Raw genomic sequence first — 21,965 nt, 5'->3', positions numbered from 1 at the left:
CGAACGGATCACACCAACTTCGATGGAGTGCGACCAGTCATTCGGGAAATGCTGCATCTGACATCTTGCACGTCCATCGATTGTAAATCGGTTCAAAGATGGAGGTACAATTTGAAACTCAGGGCAGGCCTGACAAAAGATCTAACGGCATTTGATATCGCATCCGGTAGTTCGTTAAGTCCACGCCGCGGCAGCAAACCGTTTGCGTGGCAACGCATTGAAAACCTTGCGACTCAAAGAATGGCTTGGCGGTGATGCTGGCTTCCGTTTCGATTCGCGTGCAACCTGCAGCGGCAGCACGCCGGCGCATCTCGATCCAAAGCGAACGAGCGATGCCAACACGTTGGTGGTCGGCCGAGACAAAGAGACGGTCCAGATAGCCATCCGGTCGAAGATCGACGAAACCGACGATTGAGTTGGTGGCCGTCGCCGGAGTCGCGTCCGGCGAAGACCATTCAGCTACCAAAGCGATGTTGCCTCGAAAACGGTCGGTCCATTGAGTCAGATCCGTTTGACGCGGAGCCCACGCGTTGACGGCTCGCTCGTCGTAGTCGCGAATGTTCACTCGATGCACCGTGTCGTGAAACAGTTGCCAGCAGGCTGAGGCGTCCTTGCCCGACCATTCTCGGATCTGGTATTGCACGGCGGGAGAGCTTTGCGAATTCAGATGTCCGGACATGATTACCCATTACGACAATGCGGTTTGAATCGGGATACGCATGCGAGATTCAAGGACCGTGACTGCGGATCCCGTCAACAAGACTCGATCGGATTGAACTTCGCATCGGACGTACCCGCCGCGTTGGGATGCTTGGTATCCAATCAACTCATCTTTCTGAAGCCGCTGCGACCAATAGGGAGCCAATGCGCAATGAGCCGAACCAGTGACGGGGTCTTCAGCGATGCCGCACTGCGGAGCAAAAAAACGAGACACAAAATCAGACTGGCTCGACTCAGCCGGTGCCGTGACCATCACCCCGCGAGTTGGGATGGTTTGCAACAAAGCCAAGTTAGGAACCAGTTCGTGCACAGAAGATGCTCGGTCGAAAACGAGCATCAAATCGAACTCCGTTTCGTGGATTGCTGCTCGCTGCACCTCGTCTGAATGGCTCGGAAACGCCGCTGCAAGTTGTTCTCGTAGCTCTTGATTGGCATCGTCCAGCTTTCGGAGAGAGCTGACTGGAAAATCCAACGTGATGCCGTGTTCACCGCCAAGGCATGTCAGGTCACCGCTTCGCGTTTCGAATACCAGGGGTTCGGTCAGATTCCAACGTCCTTGTTCGTTCAAGACGTGAGCGGCTGCGAGCGTTGCGTGCCCGCAAAGGTCGACTTCCGTGTTGGGAGTGAACCAACGCAGTTGGAAGCGAGTCGCGGTTTCACCCGGCACAACATACGCCGTTTCCGACAAATTGATTTCACCCGCCAGGCTCTGCATCCAGTCGTCACAGGGGAAATCTTCCAACACACAAATCGCGGCCGGATTGCCTTCAAATGGACGGGAGGCGAAAGCGTCGACTTGCCACAGGTTAGGTTTCATTGGAATGGTCGATAGAAGAAAATTGGAATCGGGGAAGCGTGCTGTTGGGGTTTAAACAATTTTCTTGTAGCGAGGTGATTTCGTTCGGAAAGGTTCAGGCTGGCATAAAACTAAGAGTGAACGAGGTCTCCGCGAGAGGAGGCGAAACGACTACGATTCGACCATGAAAACATCATTGGAAATTGTCGACGAAGTCGCATCCATCGTTCACCAGCGAATGGCGGGGCAGCAAGCGGGGCACGGTGTCGACCACGTGCGACGTGTTCATCGGAATGCTTGCGAGATACAGGCCGCCTCGGGAGGAGACCGATTCGTGGTGGAATTGGCTGCGTGGCTGCACGACGTGGGAGATGCCAAATTTCACGACGGGGTTGAGCGTAGCGGCGAGTTCTCCGAAGAGATTCTTTGCCAACTGGGGGTGGAGCCGGCGATTGTTCAGCACGTGGTGCACATCGTCGACAATCTTTCGTTTCGCAAACGTGACTCAGCGGAACCTCTGTCGTTGGAAGGCCAGATCGTCCAGGATGCCGATCGATTGGATGCCATAGGAGCCATCGGGATTGTGCGAACGATTGAATTCGGCGCCGCGTTTGGACAGCCTTTTCATCTCAGCGGGGCGGATCCGACGGACCCCAATTCACCCAAGACCGGAATGAGACATTTCTACGACAAGCTGTTTCGACTGAAAGGCTTGCTGAACACCGACGCGGCAAAACAAATCGCGGAACAGCGAGAGCAGTTCATGCATTCGTTCGTGGACCAATTTCGACGCGAATCTGAAGGTTGAGATTCTCGCGATTCGCGTTGCCTGCATCATGGGTTCTGCGTCGGATGCGGAACCGGCGCGACACGAAAGGTTTCGACCAGGATCGCGTAGAACGCTGGAACGATGAACAGCGTGAGCGTGGTGGTCAGCAACAAGCCAACGATCATGCACCAGGCCAAGCCTTCCCAAAGTGGCCCGCCGCTGAGTGCCAATGGAATCAAACCGCCCACCGTTGTCGCGGTGGTCAAAAAGATCGGCAGCATGCGTTGCTTGCCTGCTTCGATCAAACAATCACGAAATTCTTCTCGCGTTAGACCGGCGAGATGCCCTTCGGTTTGTTCCTCCGGTGTTTTCTGATTCGCACGTTCGGCGATCAAGATGTCAGCGAATTCGATGAAGATGATCGCTGTGTTCAGCACGATCCCAAACAACGCCAAAATTCCGAGCTGCGGCATGAACCCGAGTGATTTGTCCGACAAAAACAGGCCCAGCCATGCACCCACCAATGCCAATGGCAAGGTGGAAAGAATGATCAGAGGTTTGGACCAATTGTTGTATTGAAAGATTAGACACAAAATGATCAACAGAAACGAGGTCGCGAACGATTTCATCATCTGCCCACCAGCTTTGGCACTTTCTTCATACGCTCCACCGGGTTCGATCCAGTAGCCCGTCGGCAACTCCGATTGGATCTGCTGCATCTCGTCTGACTTCAATACGCGAGCGACCACATCGTTGCCCGTCACGCCCGGTTCCATTTGAGAGCTGACTTCGATGGTGCGATTCATTTTGCGACGTTCGATCTTGGCAATCTCAAAACGTGGTTGCAGCACCGCGATTGACGAGAGCGGGATCTTACCGCGGTCGCCCTCCACAAAAGCTTCTTGAAAACCACGAATCGATTTGCGTTCACTGGCTTTCAAGCGGAAGTAGATTGGCACCTGATGGTCGCCTTCCCGAAAGGTTGTCAGTTGCAAACCGGAGTAATACGAGTTCAGTGTTCGGGCGATTTGTGAGTTGGTGACTCCGGCGAGCACCGCACGATCTTGTTGAACATCGACTTGAATTTGATAGCCATCGACACCCCAAGAATCATTGACGTCCCAAGTTTCCGGCTGAGCGGCAACGAGACGTTTGACTTTGTCGGCGGTCTGTCGCAGCACACGAGGATCGGCAAAACCGTTCCCGGAAATTCGAAACACCAACGGATCCGCAGGCGGTCCCAAGGCCAAGCGAACGGGAATGATCCGTGCACCCACGATTGGTTCCAGCCCCAAATCGGCGTCGCCTTTTTCCGCAATTTCTCGAACGCGTTGGGCGTAGTGTCGTGTCACCGATGTGTCCGTTGTGCGGACCAAGACCTCCGCGAAAAATCGTGATTTGGGTTCGGGCTCCCAACCCAAATGCCATCGGGAACCACCACCGCCGATCAGACTTCGATACACACGCAAAGGTGGTTGTGAGAAACCGCTGTCCTCGGAGGAATCTTTGGCGAGTCGCCGCAGGATTGTTTCGACTTGCCGGGTGACTTGATCGGTTTGTTCGATGGTGGCGGTTTCGGGAAGGATCACCTTCACCGCGAACTGAGTTCCCGCGGCGTCGGGGAAGAATTCCGAGCTGACCGGCAGCGACAAGATACCAACCATCAATGCCAACGTCGCCAAAGCGGTCAACCATTTGAACTTCACCGCCATGCCGCCGAAGACACCGTAAAGACGAAACGCAAGGTTCTCGCTTCGTTTGGGGTTCGTCGTGGCATTGGTGGAAGCCGCGTTTCGTTTTCTGCGTGGCAACCATCCCGCAATTCGGTTCCAGACGCCGACCACGGGCGAACCGGATTGATCCGCTTTGGGGCCTCGTATGAACATGCCGGCCAGGATCACACACAGAGTCATCGCCAACACCCAGCTCAATGCCAATGTGGTCGAAACCGTCACGGGCAAGCTGTAAACATACTCTTTGCCACCACCTTCCAGGCTGAACAACATGGGCACGAAGGCCGCCATGGTGGTCAAGGTTCCAACCAACATGGGAACCGCCAACGTGTTCGCACCTTCAATCGCGGCTTGGAACGGTGTCATCCCCGCGATTTGATTCGATCGAGCTTGATCGCAAACTTGGACTGCGTTGTCGACCAGCAACCCCAGCGAGATGATCAGAGCGGCCAAGGAAATTTGTTCAAGCTGCACACCGAACACTGCGATCATTCCAACGCTCACCACCACCACGATTGGAATGTTGGCTGCCATGACAAACGACGTGCGGAACCCGACCACCAAGTAAACCACGACGACGACAATCAAAACCGCCTCGACCACGTTGATGATCACATCACGGATTTTGTTGGCCACGCTTTCGCTTTGATCGGACACCGCGGTGACGGCAATGTCCGGTGGCAAGCGTTGCTCGACATCGGACATTTCACGAACTCGGTTTTTCGCGGCTTCGCAGACATCGATGATGTTGGAACCCGACTTCATGGTGATGCCCAGCATCACCGCGGGCGTGCTGCCTTCCGCGTCGCCGACTCGGCAGATGTAGTTCGCGGGGTCTTCGTAATCGCGGGTGACGGTCAATCCAAGTTCCGCCAGCGTGACGCTGTTGTCGCCGCTTTGAGTCCGAACGGTGCTGGCGATTTGAGTGATCTCGTCAACCGCGTTGAACTCGCCTTCGGTTTTGACGGAAAAGTGACCCGCGTCGGTATCGATTTCACCACCGGCTTGAATGATGTTGCGATCATCCGCCAACGATTCCAATTGGTTGGTGGTCAGCTCGAGTTGGGCCCAGTTTCCCAGATCGGTTTCGATGTAGATTGCTTCGGATCGTTGCCCGAACATGTCCACTTTGGCGACACCGGGTAGCAATCGCAGCGTGTCCTGGACGTCCTCCGCGTACTGTTCCAATTCGCGAAGAGTGTACCGGTCCCGTTCTCGGATCGTTTCACGACCTTTGGCTGGCGTTTGATGGATCCCCAGTAGCAGAACCGCCGTGTCACCGAACTCGTCATTGACGATCGGACGAACGTTCTCCGCCGGCATGGGAACCAAATCGACACGAGCGCGGACCTTGTCCCAGACATTTTGGATGTCTTGTGGCGCGATGTTGTCTTCCAACTCAACGAATACCGTCGATTGGCCGGTGAGTGTGGTGGATCGCGTGAGTTTGACCTCTTCGATGCTGGTCAGGTTTTGTTCGATCTTGTCCGTGATCAGTTCCTCGACCGTTTCGGCGGGAGCCCCCGGCCAAGTCGTGGAGACCACACACACGCGGATCGTGAACTCAGGGTCTTCGCGTCGCGGAATGGTCACATAGGTAATCGCACCCCAAGCCATCGCGAGGATTGCGAGGGAAAAGACGATCGGGCGGTACTTCACCGCCAAAGCGGGCAAATTCATTCTTGGACTCCCTCCACCACCATTGGTGGCATGGGATTGCCGGGCAGATGGCCTTCTTCCATTTCGTCCAATCGTTGCGCCTCGCCCACCACGCGAACGTTTTCGCCATCGGTGAGATAATGCACGCCGCGAATGACGACCTGCATGCCTTCTTGCAATTCAGGCGATTTGACTTCGATCATCGAGCCCGTGTCCAGGTTGTCTCGGTCCATCACTTGAACCGGAATCTGCTTGGCAACACCTTCGGAAACGATGTAGAGAAAGATCTGGTCGGCTTCTTCATCCAAAGCGTCAAATGGAACGAAAAAGCCTTCGCTGGTGTCTTGGTCCGCCAAGTCAACCGTCACCAACTCGCCGGGGCGCAGCATCCATTCGGAACCCGGTGCGACGACGACGGATTTACCATCCCAATTTGCCGGCGCTGTTCCACCGGGCGTGGGATCTTCGGAGGTAACGGTTGACGAGCTGATCCATTTTCCCGTGTAGATGCTGTCCAGATCAATGTCGGTGGGTTGGCCGTTGTCGTCCAACATGGTCACGCTGCAGAACGTCCAGTTTCCAAGAAAAGGGACTCGCATGTCTTGTTCGACGATGCGTTGACGACGAACCTTGATGATTGGCGGCAGCTTGTCTCGCAGTTTGCCATTGGTGACCAAATAGATGTAGGCACCTTGGTTGTCGCGATGGATGGATTCCTCTTCCACCAACAACACATCCTCGGGCGTGCCCATCATGCGATTCAAACGAAGCGGCCAAAGGTCGCTTGTGCGAGCGATTTTGTCTTCTGGCAATCCATTCGGCAGTCGGTCTTGCAGTTGTTCGTTCAATAGCAGCAAAGTCATGGTGAATGTGCGCGTGTCAGGATCCGCACTGGCATCGACGTTGTACACATAGCCATTGGTGTGTCGTTTCGTTCCATCGGGCAACGAATGGGTCACCGGCATTTGATGGCGTTGCCGCATCGACCGAGATTGTTTGGCGGAAAGTTCAACTTCGACCTTGATCGGATTGGTCATCTGTAGGGTCAGCACGGGATCGCCCGCGTCGATCACGCTGCCTGGGACGACGTTCACGGCGGAGACCTGGCCCTGGTAGGACGCGTAGAGCGTGGTGTGTTCCAGGTCGCGACGAGCATCACGCAGAGTTTGCTGAGCCCGACGGATTTGTGATTCGGCTGACTTCAGTTCGGCTCGCGTTTGCTTTTCGGTGGCGATCAATCCATTCAATGCTGCCAAGCGAGTTTGGACTTGGTTTCTCGCTTGGTCGTACTCGCTTTTGGAGGCCGCGTTCTGTTCTTTAAGGTTGCTGATGCGAGCGAACTCCATCTCGGCGAGCGCTAGGTTGGCGCGGGCGGATTCGAGTTCCGCTGGCATGGATTCTTCCAACCGAATTTGGATGCTCTCTTGATTCAGCTGCGCCACCTCGAGATCGGCTTCGGCGGATTGCACCGCAATCTCGTAGCGGTCCGGTTCGATCTGAGCCAGCGGCGTGCCGGACTGAATCAAGTCACCGTCGGCGTCAACGATCCGACCGTCGATGTTCTCGCCGGGTTCCAGCACCCACAGGACTTTGCCGCTGACCTCAAACCCGAGGTCCTCGGTTTTCCATGATTGAACACTCCCGGAAGCGGTGTAGGACGAGACCGGGATGGATCTCGTCAGCGTCATTGCTTCGACCGGACGGGGTGATTTCTCAAAAGAGACTTCCTCATCCGATTGGCATCCGGGCAGGCAACCGAAGGCGATCCAAACCAAGAGCGGGACTGTGCGAAGTCGCGAATGCAAGAACCGAGTTGCCATGGAATCCATCGATAAAGGAGCTGAAGAGGGACGCTGAAATGGGAACGGAGATCAAGCGTTAGCGGCGCGGTTTTACCACGTTTTGAAATTCATCAAAGCGTCAAACGGGGTGCTGGCAGATGGCCCGAGCGACCGTCAAAGTCAGTTGTTCGTCGCGGTCGTTCTTGGGCGGATCAATCGCGAAACGAGTTGGCGAAGTGTAATCACATGCCGAAGAGTCATTGGAGGCCGCGCAGGTGTGGTTTGACGCGTCCAGCCACGATGTTCATCCGAAGTCCCCATCCGCCAATGCGTTGAAATGTCAGGTGCGACACTTGGTGCCCGTCCGGGTTAAAGAGTGGGGGACTCACTTGGTCTCGTGCCCATGTGACAATCCGCCACCGAAGAAAGCTCTGTCGAGTCCATGGGTTTCGGTCGAAAATGGAGTCATCGACTCGATTGGAATCGCTTCTCAAGAAACGGACCATCCAGTGGATGATTTCGTCACTCCCACGCAACGCTATCCGATGGCAAAGCTCAGCAGTGCAGAATGATGTCTGAACTTCGTACGATCCAGTTCGCTCACTTGCGTGACGCCGTCGTGGACGCTCGGTCTTTGTTGGAAACCGGCTACGAGCCGATGGGCAATTGGTCGTTGGGGCAAATCTGCCTCCATCTGAAACTGGTCCAAGACCCCAGCGTGCACGGCTACCCAGGCTGGATGTCGTTGTTCGCATTTCTGCGACCAGCCATGAGGCGTTGGCTGTTGCCGAAGATCCGACGTCCCGATTCGCCGCGCGGAATAAAAACGGCGGGCATGTTTGTTCCGCCGCAGGATGTTGACGATGACCAAGCCATCGACGCATTTGCGGAGAGCGTGGAGCAGTTTCTTTCACACCCAGGTGATTACTCACCGCATCCGGCGTTTGGGCGTTTGAGCCGTTCCGAATTCGAAGAGATTCATCGTTTGCACGCTGCTCATCATCTAAGGTTTTTGCGACCCCGAAAAGCTGAAGCGGACCGCTGATCCGAACTCAAGCTTCTCATCATCTTGGGTGAAAGGATCATGGGCGGGAGGTTGTTTGGTCCACCGTCGTCGACGCATTGTCGCCCGTGTGCGGTGATGCGAGTTTCAGACCGACGATTCCCGCCACAATCAACCCGATGCATAGCAAGCGAACCACATCCTTGGGTTCGTTGAATAGCACGATGCCCGCGATGGCAGTCCCGACCGCTCCGATGCCAGTCCAAACGGCGTAGCCAGTCCCCAGCGGAATCTCACGCAGGGCCAGCGACAGCGTGAAGAAGCTTGCGATCATGATCACAACCGTGATCAAGGTTGGCACCGGACGAGAAAAACCCTCGGTGTACTTCAGGCCGACCGCCCAGCCAATCTCCAACAATCCCGCAACCAACAAAAACAACCAAGCCATTCTGATTCCTTGATGAAGTCTGCCCATTGGTAGTCCACGCGTTCCTTTGGCGTGTCCCCGTTGCAACAGCAACTCCGAAGGACAGCAATGTTCAAAGGAGCGACGAGTCCGAACAGGCATGCTGAATTGGATGCCCGTTTTCGGAATGACTCAGTGGTCTTTGGTTACCAAAACCGACGGTTCGAGGGAATCCGTTGATCCCGTGACGATGGTGACCAGCTATCAAGCGATCGATCGGTCCTGGTAGGCTTCGTCGAATCGTTGGTCGAACTCGGCGAACAGTTTCACCAGTTCGGGTTGGCGGAGTGCCTCTTCGACACGTTCGGCGGATTCGTTGATGGCTTTGTCGCCTTGCAATTGATCTTCGGAAGGTGTGTGGGATTGGTCGCCGGACAAACTGGTGGCCATGTCCTTGGCCGATTCTTTCCAGTCCTGGACGTTGGCGAGTGCGTCGGACATGGCCGCGCGGGCCACGCGAAAATCCATTCTTGCAAACGCGATGTTGAAGGACTCCCTCATTGCCAGCACCTGTTGGGTTGAAACCGTTTTTCCCAATACCTCGTCGCGAAGCATGCGATCCAGAGTGCGGCCGAGCAAAATGGTTCGGATCACTTCCAAAGGGACGCCACGCACAGAAGTGAACAGCGCGACAATTTTCCGAATTGGAAACAGAATCAGCTTCAGGGGAGCCTTGGCGAGCATGCCAAGACAGCCCGCCACGCAGCCCGCATCGCTCGAGTGGTAGGCACGCAGTTCTTTCTTCAGATCCGAACGGTCGTGCGCTTCCAAGGTCCGGGCGACGACGTAACGGCGACATTGATCTTGGATCACATCATCGACGAACGGGATCGGGACAAAGCGTGCCGCCGAGGAAACAAGTCCCGCGACAATCCATTGGTGCAAGAGCCAATTCATGAGAGGTCGTTCTGGCAAGAGAGGCTGTGTGGTTGAAATTGGGTAGCGAATGTTTCGGGCTCGCTTCTCAACGGAGTCGAGCGTCGAAACGAAGCACCACTATCGCATCTTCCATGCCGCCGAAGGGCGGGAAGCAACAAGCCCGTGGATGCCGAGGCGAGTCTGCTAGCGATAGTTCGGCATGGAATCTGCGTCGCTTGGCATTCACTCGATCATTCGAGCGTCTGGTTTTCGCGAAATGATGAAGGCCAAACGGGACCCGTTTACACCTCAGGTGAACCAGAGAAGAAACATGGACACTCATCCCAACGCCCTCGTCACGGGAGCCTCCTCCGGAATCGGCCGCGAAATTGCGAAACAGTTTGCCAGCGAAGGCTACGACCTGATCCTGGTGGCTCGTCGTGAAGAAAAACTGCGTGAATTGGCTTCGGAAATCGAATCCATCCACGCGAGAAACGCGACGGTCTTGACCTGCGATTTGTCGCAACCCCAAGCGGTCGACGGGCTCTGCGATCAACTGCAGCAGCAATCGCTGCAAGTCGACACGCTAGTGAACAACGCGGGCTTTGGTGCGCTGGGACGGTTTTCGGAACTGTCGGCGGATCGGCAAACGGACATGGTAATGGTCAATGTGGTGGCGCTGACGCGGCTAACTCGCATGTTGCTTCCGTCCATGATCCAACGCAATCGCGGCGGCGTCCTGAATGTCGGCTCGATCGCGGCTCATCAGGCCGGTCCCAACATGGCGGTTTACTACGCGACGAAGGCCTATGTCTTGTCATTCACGGAAGGCTTGCGTGAGGAACTGTCGGGTACGGCCGTCCACGTGACTTGTTTGGAACCCGGGCCCACCGAAACAGGCTTCGGCGAAGATTCCGGAATGGGCAAGTTGGACATGTTCTCTTCCGCAGCCATGTCCGCTGAGGATGTGGCTCGCGCCGGGGTGCGTGGCTATCTGAAAAACGAGGACGTGGTGATCCCCGGTTGGATGAACCGTTTGATGGTCACCTCCACCGGCTTCTTGCCTCGAAGTGCGACACGGAAGTTGGTCGGCAAGATGCAATCCGCCTGAGAGCATCGCTCGCCTCGCCTTACCGGGAACGTGAACGGCACGTTTTCGCTTCTCTATCAATGAACTCAATGAAGGTTTCCCCATGTCAATTGTCAGTGTCAATCCAGCCAACAACCAAACCATCCGTGAATACGAACCGCTGCATAAAGAAGCGGCGATGGACGCCATCGAGAAAGCTCACAAGGCGTTTGGGGCGTGGCGAAAGACGTCGTTCGATGAACGCAAGAGGTGTCTACTGAAGTTTGCCAAGTTGCTTCGCGAAGATGCCGACGAGTTCGCTCGTACAATCACGTTGGACATGGGAAAACGGATCTCTGAGAGTAAATACGAGATCGACTACTGTGCCGACATCGCTGAGTTCTATGCCAACGGGGCGGAGGAATTTCTGGCTGATCAGCCGATGGAACGAGTCGACGCCAACGCGTATTTGCACTTGGAGCCAATCGGCGTCTTGATGGGTGTGATGCCCTGGAATTTCCCGTTCTATCAAGTCGTTCGCTTCGCGACGCCAAACATCATGGCGGGCAACACCGTGATGGTGAAACACGCTAGCAACGTTCCCCAATGTGCCGCGGCGATTGAAGAGTTGTTTGAAGAGTGCGGGCTGCCGGACGGTGTCTATCAAAACCTTTTCATCCCTTCCGAGTTCGTGGATCCAATCGTTGCAGATTCCCGAGTTCAAGGCGTGTCGTTAACCGGCAGCGAACCCGCGGGACGTGCGGTCGCGGCATCGGCAGGAAAGAATCTGAAACGCAGCGTCTTGGAGCTGGGTGGCAACGATCCTTTCATCGTTCTGGATGACGCCGACATGGATTTGGTGTTGGAACAGGCGGTCAAGGGACGCATGGTCAACGCGGGACAGTCCTGTGTGGCTTCCAAGCGATTCATCGTTCTGAAATCTGTCGCGGACACCTTCGTGGATGGTCTGAGAAAACAATTCCAGGAACTGAAGATGGGCGATCCTATGGACGAGGAGACGACGCTTGCTCCCTTGTCGACGGAAGACGCCGCAAAAAAGTTGTTGGTGCAGGTCCAGTCTTCGATTGATGCGGGCGCGAAAGTCATTCTTGGTGGCGATCGTCCCGACCGTGACGGAGCCTTCTTCAATCCGACCATTTTGACGGAAGTCACTCCTGACATGCCAACGTTCGACCAAGAGCTGTTTGGCCCTGTCGCAACTGTCTACATCGTCCCGGATGAGCAGGCCGCCATTGAGCTTGCGAATGATTCCTCCTATGGGCTGGGAGGAAGTGTCTACACGCGAGACGTCGAGCGAGGTCGCCGCGTCGCGGAGCAGATTGAAACGGGAATGATGTTCTTGAACCAGCCCACCAATTCCCAAGCGGAGTTGCCATTCGGTGGCATCAAAAATTCCGGCTACGGTCGCGAATTGTCGCACCTTGGGATTTTGGAATTCGTTAACAAAAAACTGATCCACCTCGGTGAAAAGGAAACGTCATGAGCACTGCAACCACCCAACAAGTCGAATCCAAACAGATCGAATTGGTTTCGCGACCGAGCGGCCGTCCGACCCGAGACAATTTTGCCTTGCGGACAGTGAAGGTTGGGCCAATCGAAGAGGGCGAAATTCTGGTGCGAAATCACTGGATGTCGGTGGACCCTTACATGCGAGGACGTATGAAAGACACCGATAGCTATGTTCCTCCGTTCCAAATTGACGAACCACTGGAAGGCGGTTGCATCGGTGAGGTGATTCAATCGCGGAATCCGGACTTTCAAGAAGGCGACACGGTGCTCGGCAATTTGGGTTGGCGGGAGTATTGGGTGTCGGGCGGTGAGAATGTCACCACGGTCGATCCAGAGCTCGCTCCCGTGCAAGCATATCTCGGTGCGTTGGGCATGACCGGCATGACCGCCTGGGTGGGGTTGCACCATATTGCGAAGCTGCAGAAGGGGCAAACCGTGTTTGTTTCCGCCGCATCAGGTGCGGTTGGTTCGATCGTTTGCCAGCTCGCCAAAGCCATGGGCTGTCGCGTGATCGGCAGTGCCGGCAAGTCGGAAAAGATCGACTGGTTGAAAGCTAAGACAGGCATCGATGCGGTGATCAACTACAAGGAAGTCGATGACCTCAGTCAGACGCTGTCGGAACATGCTCCCGATGGTGTGGATGTTTACTTCGACAACGTTGGAGCGGAACACCTCGAAGCCGCTATCGACAACATGAACGACAATGGTGTTTGCGTGGAGTGCGGAATGATCGCGACTTACAACGCCACCGAAGCACCATCGGCTCCCCGCAATTTGTTCAAGGTCATCGCCAAACGTCTGCGATTGGAAGGCTTCATCGTTCGCGATCACATGGATGCGAAGGACGAATTTGTGAGTGACATGTCAGGGTTGATTCAGGACGACAAGGTCGTCTGGGAAGAGACCGTCACCGAAGGAATTGAAAACGCCCCAGACGCATTCATGGGACTTTTCGACGGAGACAATCTTGGTAAGCAGTTGGTCAAGATCAACTGATTCGAAGGGGCCGTTGTTGTGGCCGGATGAGATGATTCAAGTCATGTCATCCGGTCGAAATCGGCTCCTTTTTTCCAATGCCTACTTCAGTAGCACGTGGCCGATCAAGCCAAGCAGGAAACCGAACACGGCTCCGATCGCTGGAGCCCGCTGATTATCCGTTTTGGCTTGTGGTGCCAGGTCTTGAAACGTGAGATAGAGAATACCGCTGGCGGCGAGCAGCATGATGAAGTCGACCGCACGCGGGTAGTTCGACAGGTATTCGTATCCGAGCCATCCTGAGAAAGGGCCAAGCGGAACGCAGGCTGCCAGGTACGCCACGATTTTCTTCCTCGGGATCTTGGAGGAGGCTTCAAGTTCTCGGAATGCGTTGAACCCTTCCGGTAGGTTTTGCAATCCGATGAGCACGGCGAGCAGAAGGCCCGCACTTTCTCCCGTTGCGAAGGCGGCGCCCAAGGCGATTGCTTCCGGAATGAAATCAGACAACATCGCGATCAATTGAGACATTGAGCCCTTCATTTGGGCGAGCAGAGTTTCCAGCCCCCAGAACAGAAGTCCGCCCAGTACGAACGCCGTTACGATCCAAGGTAGCGATAGTTCCTTGATTCCATCCGGAACGAGCACCAACGCCACGGCAGACACGAGCACGCCTCCGCCAAAGGCGATCACGCTGTGGCGAAATTCGTTCTCCAGCCACTCCGGCGAGATGCGTTCGATCATGGCAATCAGACCGCCGACGGGAATCGCCGCACCTGCCAGCGTTGTGAGCGACAAGACTTGAATGAGTTCAGTCAATTGGATTCTCGGCGGCTGAAGTCATGATTCACTGCGTGAGATGCGAAGGTCAGTCTAACGTTTTCGCCTCGGGCAACAGTCTAACGTTTTGGACATCAAAAAAAGCCGGCCGACGTCCTCTGCTGGGACATCGACCGGCTTTCTGTGATTCGTCTCAATTCGCAAAGGGCTGGCTGCAAGAAGAAATATCAGCGACACCCAATTTGCGTTCTGCGATCAGTTCCAAGACTGGCTTTTCAATCGTTCCCAGCGTGAGGGCTCGGGTTTCTGGTGCAACCACAAGGCGGTGACCGTGACGCCGAGAATCAAGCCGGCTGCAAAGCTAGCCAGCACCGATTGAGTGGGACGTTCCGCGATGCATTCGTCGGCACGCATCACAGCGAAACGGGCTGATTCGCTTGCTCGTCCCACCTGATCCGTTGCGTTGTGGCTGATTCGATCGATGAGCGATTCATGCGGAGCGAACTCACGCACGACCGACTCAATCTCCTCCTGGGAATCACTGACTCGCTTGCTCACGAAGTCCGTCAGGTGATCCAGGTTGTTGGGGCATTGAGCCAACTCCTGCTTGTTGATCTCGGGCCAACGTTTCTGAATCGCGTCACGAACGCGAACCCACTGCAACCCTTCCACTTCTTTTAACTCCGTCGACATCATCTTTCCTTTCTTTCTGAGTGCTTCCGATCCGCCGACGTTTTGAATCAACGTTTTCGGCGTATGGCTTCGATCAATTCCGATTTGTTCATCTTGCTTCGGCCTTCGACTTTCAACTCCGAGGCCAAGTTGTGAAGTTCATCCACCGTTCGGTCTTCCAGGGAGGTGTGTGGATTGCCCGTCCCCTGTGTTATTTGATTGGGAGTACGACCCTCTTTCCGTCGTTGCTTGTTGACGGTCCGAGCGGCGATTTCTTCCGCGGACTCTTCGTCTTTCCCACGATCAAGCTCATTTTCCTTGATGTGTTCGTACTGACGTTCGTCTTTGTCTGTCCACGTGGCCATGTGACTCCTGCATTGCCAATTGATGTTTGGTAAAGAAATCCGGCGTGAAGTAAGTCGATCAGCCAGCTTGCTGAAATGCGATCGCTGACGGAGAGAGTTTTGCTCGCCCGTCAGCAGTCCTGTTCAGGCATCGGTGGCCGAGCTGATGTTGGCTGGTTTGGCTGGCGAGTCATCCGAAGGAGACTTGCTTTCCCAACGCTGCAACGATCCAAACTTCTGGCTCAATCGCGATGTTAAAGCGGTCAATTCGCCGCCACGGTGCATGGCCGTGTCGCCGCAGCGATCTTTCACTCGCCGCTCGACTTCGGTCATCACCGTTTCATCCGATTTCCAATGATGTCCGCTCATCAGAAGCGTCTTCAGAAGTCCGTCTTGTCGATGAACTAAATCATCGCCTTCATTTTTCAATGATTGGCAAACAAGATCGGCCAGTTCGTCCAACGCTTGTTCCGATTGCGGGTTGAGTTCCTGACTCATCTCAGTTCCTTGATGGAGGTTTGCTATGGACCGTTCCGAAAGTCCCAACGTCGCTTAGACCGTTGGTCCGCGACGTCCCATCACCAATCCAATGACGAACAGCACGAGGAAGACGATGAACAAAATTTTCGCGACACTGGCGGCGGTTCCAGCCAAGCCACCGAATCCCAACGCGGCTGCGATGAGTGCGATTACCAAAAACGTCAAAGCCCAACCCAACATGATCTTTCTCCAGGTTTTAGTTTGTTGACGCGAAGCACGTGCATCGTGCTTGACGCGTTGTTACCTGAGGAGAAAGCGATTCCCGTGCCGAAGCATTTCAGAATCGGTCGATGCAGACGAAATCGCTGAGAAATCGATGCTGGACCACGAGCCCGTCCGAGTTCGCCAATTGCAAACGCACGTTCCAACGAAGATAAACCACTGAGTTGATTGCTGGGCACTCAATTCGTTTGTTTTTCGACCGCAGGTCGCAGTGATTGACGGTGAGAGAAGACCGGAGCTCGGCCGCGGCGCGGTCGTCAATCATGCGATTGACCGCGTTGGTGGATGATCAACCGCCCAGGTCAGGCAGGATGAAGCGTTTGCCCGCGTGTTCACCAACGAAACGCTGCAGACCTTTGGCTTGTTCTTGAACACCTTCTTCTGCTGACTTTTGAACTTCACGGTCGGCTCGCCCGGTGAAGGCTTTGGGAACAGTGACGCGGACTTCCAAAGACACGCTTAGTTCCACGTTGGTCTTTTGCCCGCTGGGCGTCGCACGCAAAGTTGTTGCGTAGGATTCCAGATTCTCAGCAGCGGCAACCGACTGAGTGATCACTTCCATCGAGGTGTTTTGAATGTCCGCTCGTTGGCGGAGCATCAGTTCGTCGGCTTCGATGTGAGGGTCATCCAAAGAAACTCGCAATCGTTTGACAGCTTGCACTTCCGCTTTGGATTGGCCGCGAATGGCGTTCAGGAGTGGTCGGTCGTCTTGTTGTGTGTCCAGTTGAAGGTCTTCTAGTTTTTCTTCCAGTAGCTTCATTCCGGTTTGTTCAACGATCGCCGCGGTTGCGTTTTTGCGAACCATGATCTGCCGAAACTTTTCGTACTCGCAGTCCAGCAACACGGTGTGCGTCGCTGAGCCTTTCGCGAGATGTTCGATCGAGCTGAGCGAAAGAAAACCAATGGTGGCGGCGACCGCCAAAAGAACGATCGCAGCCAGAGCGACCACGAGGCGCGTGGATATTCCGAGGGGATGACGCATCGAACAACTCGATCCAAAAGAAAAAATGCTTGGCAGCCCAACGACCACCAAGCATTTGCAAGGTTGAACTATCAGAACGACAGCGGGATCATTCGGCTTCGACTTCGTCGATTTCTTCGAGACGATCTGCTTTCTGTTCACCAGCGTCTTCCAACGCGTCGGCTTTTTGCTCGCCTTGACTTTCCGTTTGGTCAGCCTTGGTCTCGCCTCGCTCCTCAATCTTATCAGCTCGGTTTTCCGCTGCATCCTCCGCGTTTTCGGGAGCATTTTCAGCTTGGTTTCGGATGGCTTCTGCCTTTTGCTGAGCTTGTTCACGTGTTTGTTCAGCGGCGGCCTGGGATTGGTCCCGGATGTCTTCGGCCTGTTCTTGGGTGGCGTCACGAAGGGCGTCGGCTTCCTGGTCGAAAGCGGACTCGTCGCAGCCGATGGCAAACATCATGCACGCGGCCAACATCAAAGAGGTGATTGATTTCATGGTTTGTTCCTCGAGTGAGAGAAGGAGAGATGGGCCCACAGTGGGGAGGTGTTCCAGCGTTCGCAAAAGCGAGCTTTGCAGTGGGGCTCAAATGGCAATTCGCATACCAATTCAACGAACTGGTTTTGGCCGAAAATGCGAATTTGTGTCAAGGAAAAGTTAGGGGGCTAATGGACGTTTTGGCTGTTGGGACCAGCAGCCATTGGTCCACGAAAAAAGGCGGAAGTCGAAACTCCCGCCTTCTCAGCTAGTGGGTTGTCGTGATGGCAATCAGCGGATGGTTCCACCGGCAGCGCTTGCCGCGGATGCTTCCGCTTGACCTGCTGCGCCAGCGGCGGTGTTGGCGGTTCCCGTGGTTGCCGCTTGAGTGTTGAGTTGTCCATTGGCTTGAACCGAACCGTTCACCGAGGAAGCGGCGCTCAATTGCTCTTGGGTGGTCGCTTGCAATTCTTGTGAAGTCGATTGTGCGGAGACGAGTGCCTCTTGTTGCGCGGTCGCGAAGGCGTCCAGTTGTGCTTCCATCGCATCGGCCTGGGCGAGCAATTCCGCGTTGGCTGATGCCAAAGCTTGATCACGCATTTGAGCGATTTCAGCACGACGTTGGCGAGCGGCGACACGAATCAACGACGAGAAGTCGACGTCCGAAGCCAGCACACCGGCGACGCCAAAGTTGCCGTTGGCTTGCGAAGCAACCGCTGCGACGCCGCGAGCACGGGCGTTGGCATTGCCCAGCAAAGAGCCACCGGCGAATTCAGGAGTCTCGGGTGACTGAGGGCCGGTCGTTTCGGGAGCGGAAGGTTGCTCGGGTGCAGGATTGGATGGCGACGAAGGCGAAGTGGGGGCTTCGCTTCGCGCGACGGTTGACTGCCGTGCGTTGGCAGCGGCTTGCAAGACGGCGGACGAACGGAGCGGATTGAATTGTCCGAAGACCGAATCGTAGGCTTGCACTTCCGCGTTGCTGATTTGGATGGGTGCCGCGAAGCGAGCGGAGGTGCCCAGCGAGGTACCCAGGGCGGTGTTGCTGTTGGCTCGGTTGCCAGCAACGTTTGCGTTGGCGTTGGCCTGCACATTGATGTTGGCGTTTGCATTCACGTTGGTTCGTGAAGCTTGGTTTGTTGTTGCGCGAGCCTGGGCTTGTGCACGAGCTGCCAGACCGGCGGCCGTTTGAACGGAAGCTTGGATCTGGTTTCCGACGCGAGCTTGGATGCCATTGGCAACGTTGGCTTGGATCCGCTGCTGAACCTGGCTTTGGACGTTGGCTTGGACTTGGTTTTGAACGCGAGCCTGAACGCGTTGTTGCACTTGGCTTTGAACGTTTTGCTGAACTTGAGATTGAACTCGCGAAAGAGCTCCGTCCAGACCTTGGGCTTGCACCGACCCTGCGCTCACGATGCATGCGAAGGCCAAAGCTTTGGTGGTGTGACGTTTCATCCGTGAATCGACTCCATTTGAGTTTCTCGATGCCGGCGACTGGGGCCCTTCCACACGACCGTCGTATTTCGGGGTGGCGACCGTTGAGCATCAGTGTTTACAAATCGCGAGCGAACGGACGTTCACCCTCGGATCAGCGGCACACTAAGCAAACCATTCGCCGCGTTGCCAGAGGAATTGCTGACTTCGCCAAAGCGTCGTCCGTTTGATGTCTCCACTGAAAACACTGCCTATTGCTGCCCCAATGCTTGATTGGAAGGTCCTGATGAAAGCTCGCACGACTCGGCAATGGTTAATCGCCGTGTGCGTGGGAACATGTTTTTGGATGGGCACACAAATCGAGGCCGTCGCAGCCGAGGCAATCGCAGCCGAGCAGGCATTGCCGAGCGTGCCAGCATCGCCCGCCGCGCCGTCTGACGCTCAGCTACGCATGTTGGAAATGTTGCTGGCGAAGGTGCAAAGCAATCCAGGGCATTCCGATTCATGGCGAAGCTTGGGGCGAATGCAAAAAGCGTTGGGGCAAACGGACGAGGCGGTGACGTCGACTCGCAAAGCCCTTGAGTTGGATCCATACAACGCGGCGGCTCACTTCGACTTGGGAACCTTGCTCCAACAGGTGTCTCGTGGTGAAGCAGCGAAGCAACATTTTCAAGAGGTGTTGGCGATCGCACCCGAGAGCACCTATGCGGACCAAGTTCGAGCGATGGGTTTGGAGATTCCGGAGAACGTGTCGGTTCCGTCGCATGCGGTTGCGCAACTGGGAATGCCAACGACCGATGGATCGGCTCCCGCGATCTTGCCCGGTTCACCCGTGATCTCAACCGGTTCACCTGCAAGCTTGCCGATGTCCAGCGGGCTGCCCGACACTGCGATGCAAGCGGATCCATTGCCCGCGTACGACCCGTTTTCGCAATCACCGACCGCCAATCCGCTCACGCAGACCGTCGGCTACGAGATCCAAACGTTCGACGGATCGGATGATCTCGAGAATCGATTGAGGCAGTTGGAAGAGGAAGCAGAGGCACCCGGCAATGCGTTTCGCATCTATTTGGAAACAGGATTGCTTTACAACACCAACGTCACGTTGACACCCATCAGCCGAGACTTGGCGCAGGACGAGCAAGCCAGTTTCCAGTGGTACGCCAGCCCTGATATGGACTGGAAACTGTTTCGCAATGAAACTTCGCGTGCGGGCGTCCTGTTTCGAGGTTACTTCACCGCCAACGAAAGCCAATTTCAAGAATTCAATCTCGCGAGCTTTCAACCCGGTGCGTTCGCAGAACGAGACTTCACCTTCGGTGGCAACGAGGTCATCGGAAGAATGGAATACGTTTTCTCGAATGACTTCTTCGACGGAAACCAGGTCGGCAATCGGCACGCGGGAACCGCTTCCGTCACCGTGATCCGTCCAGACTTGAATGCCTGGTACGGCTACACCACGGTGGCTCAGTCAGACTTCGAGGACGACGGGGTGACGCCGGACCAGACTTCCTTGGACGGGACAACGATTACTTTCGGCGGAAGCCATTTCAAACGGACCGCTTGGGAATCGTTGCCCATGCTCGTGTTGGGCACGGACTTGGAATATGCCAATACCAAGGGAGACGACTACCGTTATCTGTCAGTCAACTTGCACGGATCAACCGATTGGTCGTTCTGGGACCGCTGGACATTCACTCCCACCTGGGGCGTTGGCTATCGAAACTACCCTGACTTCACGGATCCGATTGGCCGTGATGAGATTTTTTGGCGGGTGCACGGAAAGCTAACCTATCAGTGGACAGAGCAGTGGTCCGTTTCCACTGTGGCCGGACATGATCGGTTCGCATCCGACAACGAGAGTTTCGACACGGAGCGATCCGAAGTTGGATTCTTTGTTGGATTCAAACGCTGAAGAAGCGTTCCCGCGATCGACCAATAAACGAGCAACCATTGGCGATCGTGTTCGCCGCTTAGACGGGATGATCGCGATCAGCGAAGCGGGCGGGCGGTGCGGTGGCTTCGATTGCCATGATGGGTTCGAGAACCCGATAGCGATGGTTGGCGCCGGCCGGCACCAACCAAGAGTCGCCGGAGTTCATCGTCGCGATGCCACCATCAAATTCAATTTCCAATACGCCGCTCAGCAGATAGCCCACGGTTTCATATTCGCGATTGGTGGGCGGACCGAATCCTCCGGGAGCTTCTTGCCATTGCCGCAACGCGACTTGCTTTCCGGTTGCCAAATAGATTTGTCCCATTGCCCCTTTCTCTGCGGTGGCCTTGGGAGTGATTTGAGGGATGTCCATGATGATGTGTGACCTTTTGGATTGACGTGCGGCGTTCGGAATCGACGTGCAATGGGACGCGAGAGTCAGTCCTGCACGTCAACAGAAAGCGATCCGTCGTCGATGTCACGATTGACTTCCACACCGCCGTCCGGTGTGTCAACGTCGAGCACGGTTTCTTTGTTGTCGCAACCGGAAACGATGAAGCCGGCAACCATGGCTGCGGTCAGCAGCAAAAAGTGAATGAGGTCTCGAGTTTGGCGCATGGGATTGCCTAACGATGGGAACTGGAATTGCATCTCGCGACGACGTTCGTGGCGATCGCAAAAGCCACAGAGAAGCGAATCAGGTGCCAAAGCCGTTCGGTACGAGTCTGAGCCGGGACCACAAATCCGATTGCGAGCATGCCGACGCGGTCGTCGCTCGGCGATGTGACTGAGTTGGTTGCTCAGCGACCGAAGACCGGGTGGTTTGGACGCTAAACGAACAGTCGCGGTGGCAATCTGAGATTGACGAAGTGTTTGCAACGACGCGTCGATTGACCACCAAGTCCTTCTGGCGTCCAATCTCCGTCCTTGGTCGTTTGTAAGGTTTGATTCTTTGGAGCGTTTCCATGAGCACACAGCATCGCACAGAGACTTTCACAGAGACTCGCACTGAGCACTGTGCTCCCTGCTTCGATGGTTGGTATCGAGTCGGTGAAGCGGCCGCGTTTCTCGGCGTTAGCAAAGAGACGCTTCGGAACTGGGACAAATCAGGGCGTTTGGTCCCGCAGAAGAACCGTTTGACCGGCTATCGCTATTACCGCCCGGAAGATCTGGAGTTGTTCTTGGAACAGGCAATTGCCGAGCGACAATCATGATCATCCGCCGCGCCGTCGCCATCAAAATTGAGTC

23 protein-coding genes are annotated in these 21,965 nt (G+C 55.4%); 7 read left to right on the top strand and 16 right to left on the bottom strand.

What is annotated here, in order from left to right; translation table 11 throughout:
• Nucleotides 1–118: 118 nt before the first annotated feature.
• Both LOC70_RS10160 and LOC70_RS10155 read right to left on the bottom strand, forming a co-directional pair.
• Nucleotides 119–679 carry a GNAT family N-acetyltransferase gene (locus LOC70_RS10160; RefSeq protein ID WP_230253491.1) on the bottom strand — a complete coding sequence of 187 codons (561 nt, stop codon included), beginning with the start codon at nt 677–679 and terminating at the stop codon, nt 119–121.
• A gap of 9 nt (nt 680–688) precedes the next feature.
• Nucleotides 689–1,537, bottom strand: coding sequence for a PhzF family phenazine biosynthesis protein (locus LOC70_RS10155; RefSeq protein ID WP_230253490.1), 849 nt, complete (start codon nt 1,535–1,537; stop codon nt 689–691).
• Nucleotides 1,538–1,700: 163 nt separating this feature from the next.
• Here LOC70_RS10155 and LOC70_RS10150 point away from each other — a divergent pair, with 163 nt between their 5' ends.
• Nucleotides 1,701–2,324 (top strand): HD domain-containing protein, encoded by a 624-nt coding sequence (locus tag LOC70_RS10150; RefSeq protein WP_230253489.1) that lies wholly within the window; start codon nt 1,701–1,703, stop codon nt 2,322–2,324.
• Nucleotides 2,325–2,350: 26 nt separating this feature from the next.
• Here the strand turns inward: LOC70_RS10150 and LOC70_RS10145 are convergent, their stop codons facing one another.
• A complete protein-coding gene (locus LOC70_RS10145) occupies nt 2,351–5,698 on the bottom strand; it encodes an efflux RND transporter permease subunit (protein WP_230253488.1) in 3,348 nt (1,115 codons plus the stop codon).
• Complete coding sequence (locus LOC70_RS10140) at nt 5,695–7,497, bottom strand: efflux RND transporter periplasmic adaptor subunit (RefSeq protein WP_230253487.1); 1,803 nt, start codon at nt 7,495–7,497, stop codon at nt 5,695–5,697. The genes LOC70_RS10145 and LOC70_RS10140 overlap by 4 nt, the downstream gene beginning before the upstream one ends.
• 532 nt (nt 7,498–8,029) lie before the next feature.
• Between LOC70_RS10140 and LOC70_RS10135 the strand changes: the two genes are divergently transcribed.
• On the top strand, nt 8,030–8,503 hold the full coding sequence (locus LOC70_RS10135; protein ID WP_230253650.1) for a DUF1569 domain-containing protein: 474 nt from the start codon (nt 8,030–8,032) through the stop codon (nt 8,501–8,503).
• Between the two features lie 37 nt (nt 8,504–8,540).
• Here the strand turns inward: LOC70_RS10135 and sugE are convergent, their stop codons facing one another.
• Nucleotides 8,541–8,909: a quaternary ammonium compound efflux SMR transporter SugE gene (gene sugE, locus LOC70_RS10130; protein WP_230253486.1), complete on the bottom strand. Its 369-nt coding sequence runs from the start codon at nt 8,907–8,909 to the stop codon at nt 8,541–8,543.
• A gap of 222 nt (nt 8,910–9,131) precedes the next feature.
• Nucleotides 9,132–9,824 carry a hypothetical protein gene (locus LOC70_RS10125; RefSeq protein WP_230253485.1) on the bottom strand — a complete coding sequence of 231 codons (693 nt, stop codon included), beginning with the start codon at nt 9,822–9,824 and terminating at the stop codon, nt 9,132–9,134.
• Between the two features lie 181 nt (nt 9,825–10,005).
• On the opposite strand from LOC70_RS10125, the gene LOC70_RS10120 reads away from it, so the two are divergent.
• The 3 genes from LOC70_RS10120 to LOC70_RS10110 all read left to right on the top strand — a co-directional run bounded on the left by LOC70_RS10120 (nt 10,006) and on the right by LOC70_RS10110 (nt 13,380).
• Complete coding sequence (locus LOC70_RS10120; protein ID WP_255715869.1) at nt 10,006–10,896, top strand: SDR family NAD(P)-dependent oxidoreductase; 891 nt, start codon at nt 10,006–10,008, stop codon at nt 10,894–10,896.
• A gap of 82 nt (nt 10,897–10,978) precedes the next feature.
• Nucleotides 10,979–12,358, top strand: coding sequence for an NAD-dependent succinate-semialdehyde dehydrogenase (locus tag LOC70_RS10115; RefSeq protein WP_230253484.1), 1,380 nt, complete (start codon nt 10,979–10,981; stop codon nt 12,356–12,358).
• Nucleotides 12,355–13,380, top strand: coding sequence for an NADP-dependent oxidoreductase (locus LOC70_RS10110; protein ID WP_230253483.1), 1,026 nt, complete (start codon nt 12,355–12,357; stop codon nt 13,378–13,380). Before LOC70_RS10115 ends, LOC70_RS10110 begins: the two co-directional genes overlap by 4 nt.
• Before the next feature lie 81 nt (nt 13,381–13,461).
• Here LOC70_RS10110 and LOC70_RS10105 read toward each other — a convergent pair whose 3' ends face one another.
• From LOC70_RS10105 to LOC70_RS10070, 8 genes are all read right to left on the bottom strand, one after another.
• Entirely contained in the window at nt 13,462–14,175 is a 714-nt protein-coding gene (locus tag LOC70_RS10105; RefSeq protein ID WP_230253482.1) for a ZIP family metal transporter, read from the bottom strand.
• A 216-nt stretch (nt 14,176–14,391) separates the two neighbouring features.
• A complete protein-coding gene (locus tag LOC70_RS10100) occupies nt 14,392–14,832 on the bottom strand; it encodes a hypothetical protein (protein ID WP_230253481.1) in 441 nt (146 codons plus the stop codon).
• A 44-nt stretch (nt 14,833–14,876) separates the two neighbouring features.
• Nucleotides 14,877–15,173 carry a Rho termination factor N-terminal domain-containing protein gene (locus LOC70_RS10095; protein ID WP_230253480.1) on the bottom strand — a complete coding sequence of 99 codons (297 nt, stop codon included), beginning with the start codon at nt 15,171–15,173 and terminating at the stop codon, nt 14,877–14,879.
• Between the two features lie 123 nt (nt 15,174–15,296).
• The gene (locus tag LOC70_RS10090) at nt 15,297–15,650 is read right to left on the bottom strand and encodes a hypothetical protein (RefSeq protein ID WP_230253479.1); all 354 of its coding nucleotides are present in this window, start codon (nt 15,648–15,650) and stop codon (nt 15,297–15,299) included.
• Between the two features lie 54 nt (nt 15,651–15,704).
• Complete coding sequence (locus LOC70_RS10085; RefSeq protein WP_230253478.1) at nt 15,705–15,872, bottom strand: DUF1328 domain-containing protein; 168 nt, start codon at nt 15,870–15,872, stop codon at nt 15,705–15,707.
• A gap of 331 nt (nt 15,873–16,203) precedes the next feature.
• Nucleotides 16,204–16,896, bottom strand: coding sequence for a hypothetical protein (locus tag LOC70_RS10080; protein WP_230253477.1), 693 nt, complete (start codon nt 16,894–16,896; stop codon nt 16,204–16,206).
• An 88-nt stretch (nt 16,897–16,984) separates the two neighbouring features.
• The gene (locus LOC70_RS10075) at nt 16,985–17,371 is read right to left on the bottom strand and encodes a hypothetical protein (RefSeq protein WP_230253476.1); all 387 of its coding nucleotides are present in this window, start codon (nt 17,369–17,371) and stop codon (nt 16,985–16,987) included.
• A 270-nt stretch (nt 17,372–17,641) separates the two neighbouring features.
• Complete coding sequence (locus tag LOC70_RS10070) at nt 17,642–18,802, bottom strand: hypothetical protein (protein ID WP_230253475.1); 1,161 nt, start codon at nt 18,800–18,802, stop codon at nt 17,642–17,644.
• 325 nt (nt 18,803–19,127) lie between these two features.
• Here LOC70_RS10070 and LOC70_RS10065 point away from each other — a divergent pair, with 325 nt between their 5' ends.
• Nucleotides 19,128–20,696 carry a tetratricopeptide repeat protein gene (locus LOC70_RS10065; protein WP_449314295.1) on the top strand — a complete coding sequence of 523 codons (1,569 nt, stop codon included), beginning with the start codon at nt 19,128–19,130 and terminating at the stop codon, nt 20,694–20,696.
• Nucleotides 20,697–20,754: 58 nt separating this feature from the next.
• Here the strand turns inward: LOC70_RS10065 and LOC70_RS10060 are convergent, their stop codons facing one another.
• Nucleotides 20,755–21,090: a cupin domain-containing protein gene (locus LOC70_RS10060; RefSeq protein WP_230253473.1), complete on the bottom strand. Its 336-nt coding sequence runs from the start codon at nt 21,088–21,090 to the stop codon at nt 20,755–20,757.
• 65 nt (nt 21,091–21,155) lie between these two features.
• The gene (locus tag LOC70_RS10055) at nt 21,156–21,368 is read right to left on the bottom strand and encodes a hypothetical protein (RefSeq protein WP_230253472.1); all 213 of its coding nucleotides are present in this window, start codon (nt 21,366–21,368) and stop codon (nt 21,156–21,158) included.
• 314 nt (nt 21,369–21,682) lie between these two features.
• On the opposite strand from LOC70_RS10055, the gene LOC70_RS10050 reads away from it, so the two are divergent.
• Nucleotides 21,683–21,931 (top strand): MerR family DNA-binding transcriptional regulator, encoded by a 249-nt coding sequence (locus LOC70_RS10050; protein WP_230253471.1) that lies wholly within the window; start codon nt 21,683–21,685, stop codon nt 21,929–21,931.
• Nucleotides 21,932–21,965 lie beyond the last annotated feature (34 nt).

This window comes from Rhodopirellula halodulae (genome assembly GCF_020966775.1).
Lineage (GTDB): Bacteria > Planctomycetota > Planctomycetia > Pirellulales > Pirellulaceae > Rhodopirellula > Rhodopirellula halodulae.
This window is presented reverse-complemented; position numbering and strand designations above follow the sequence as displayed.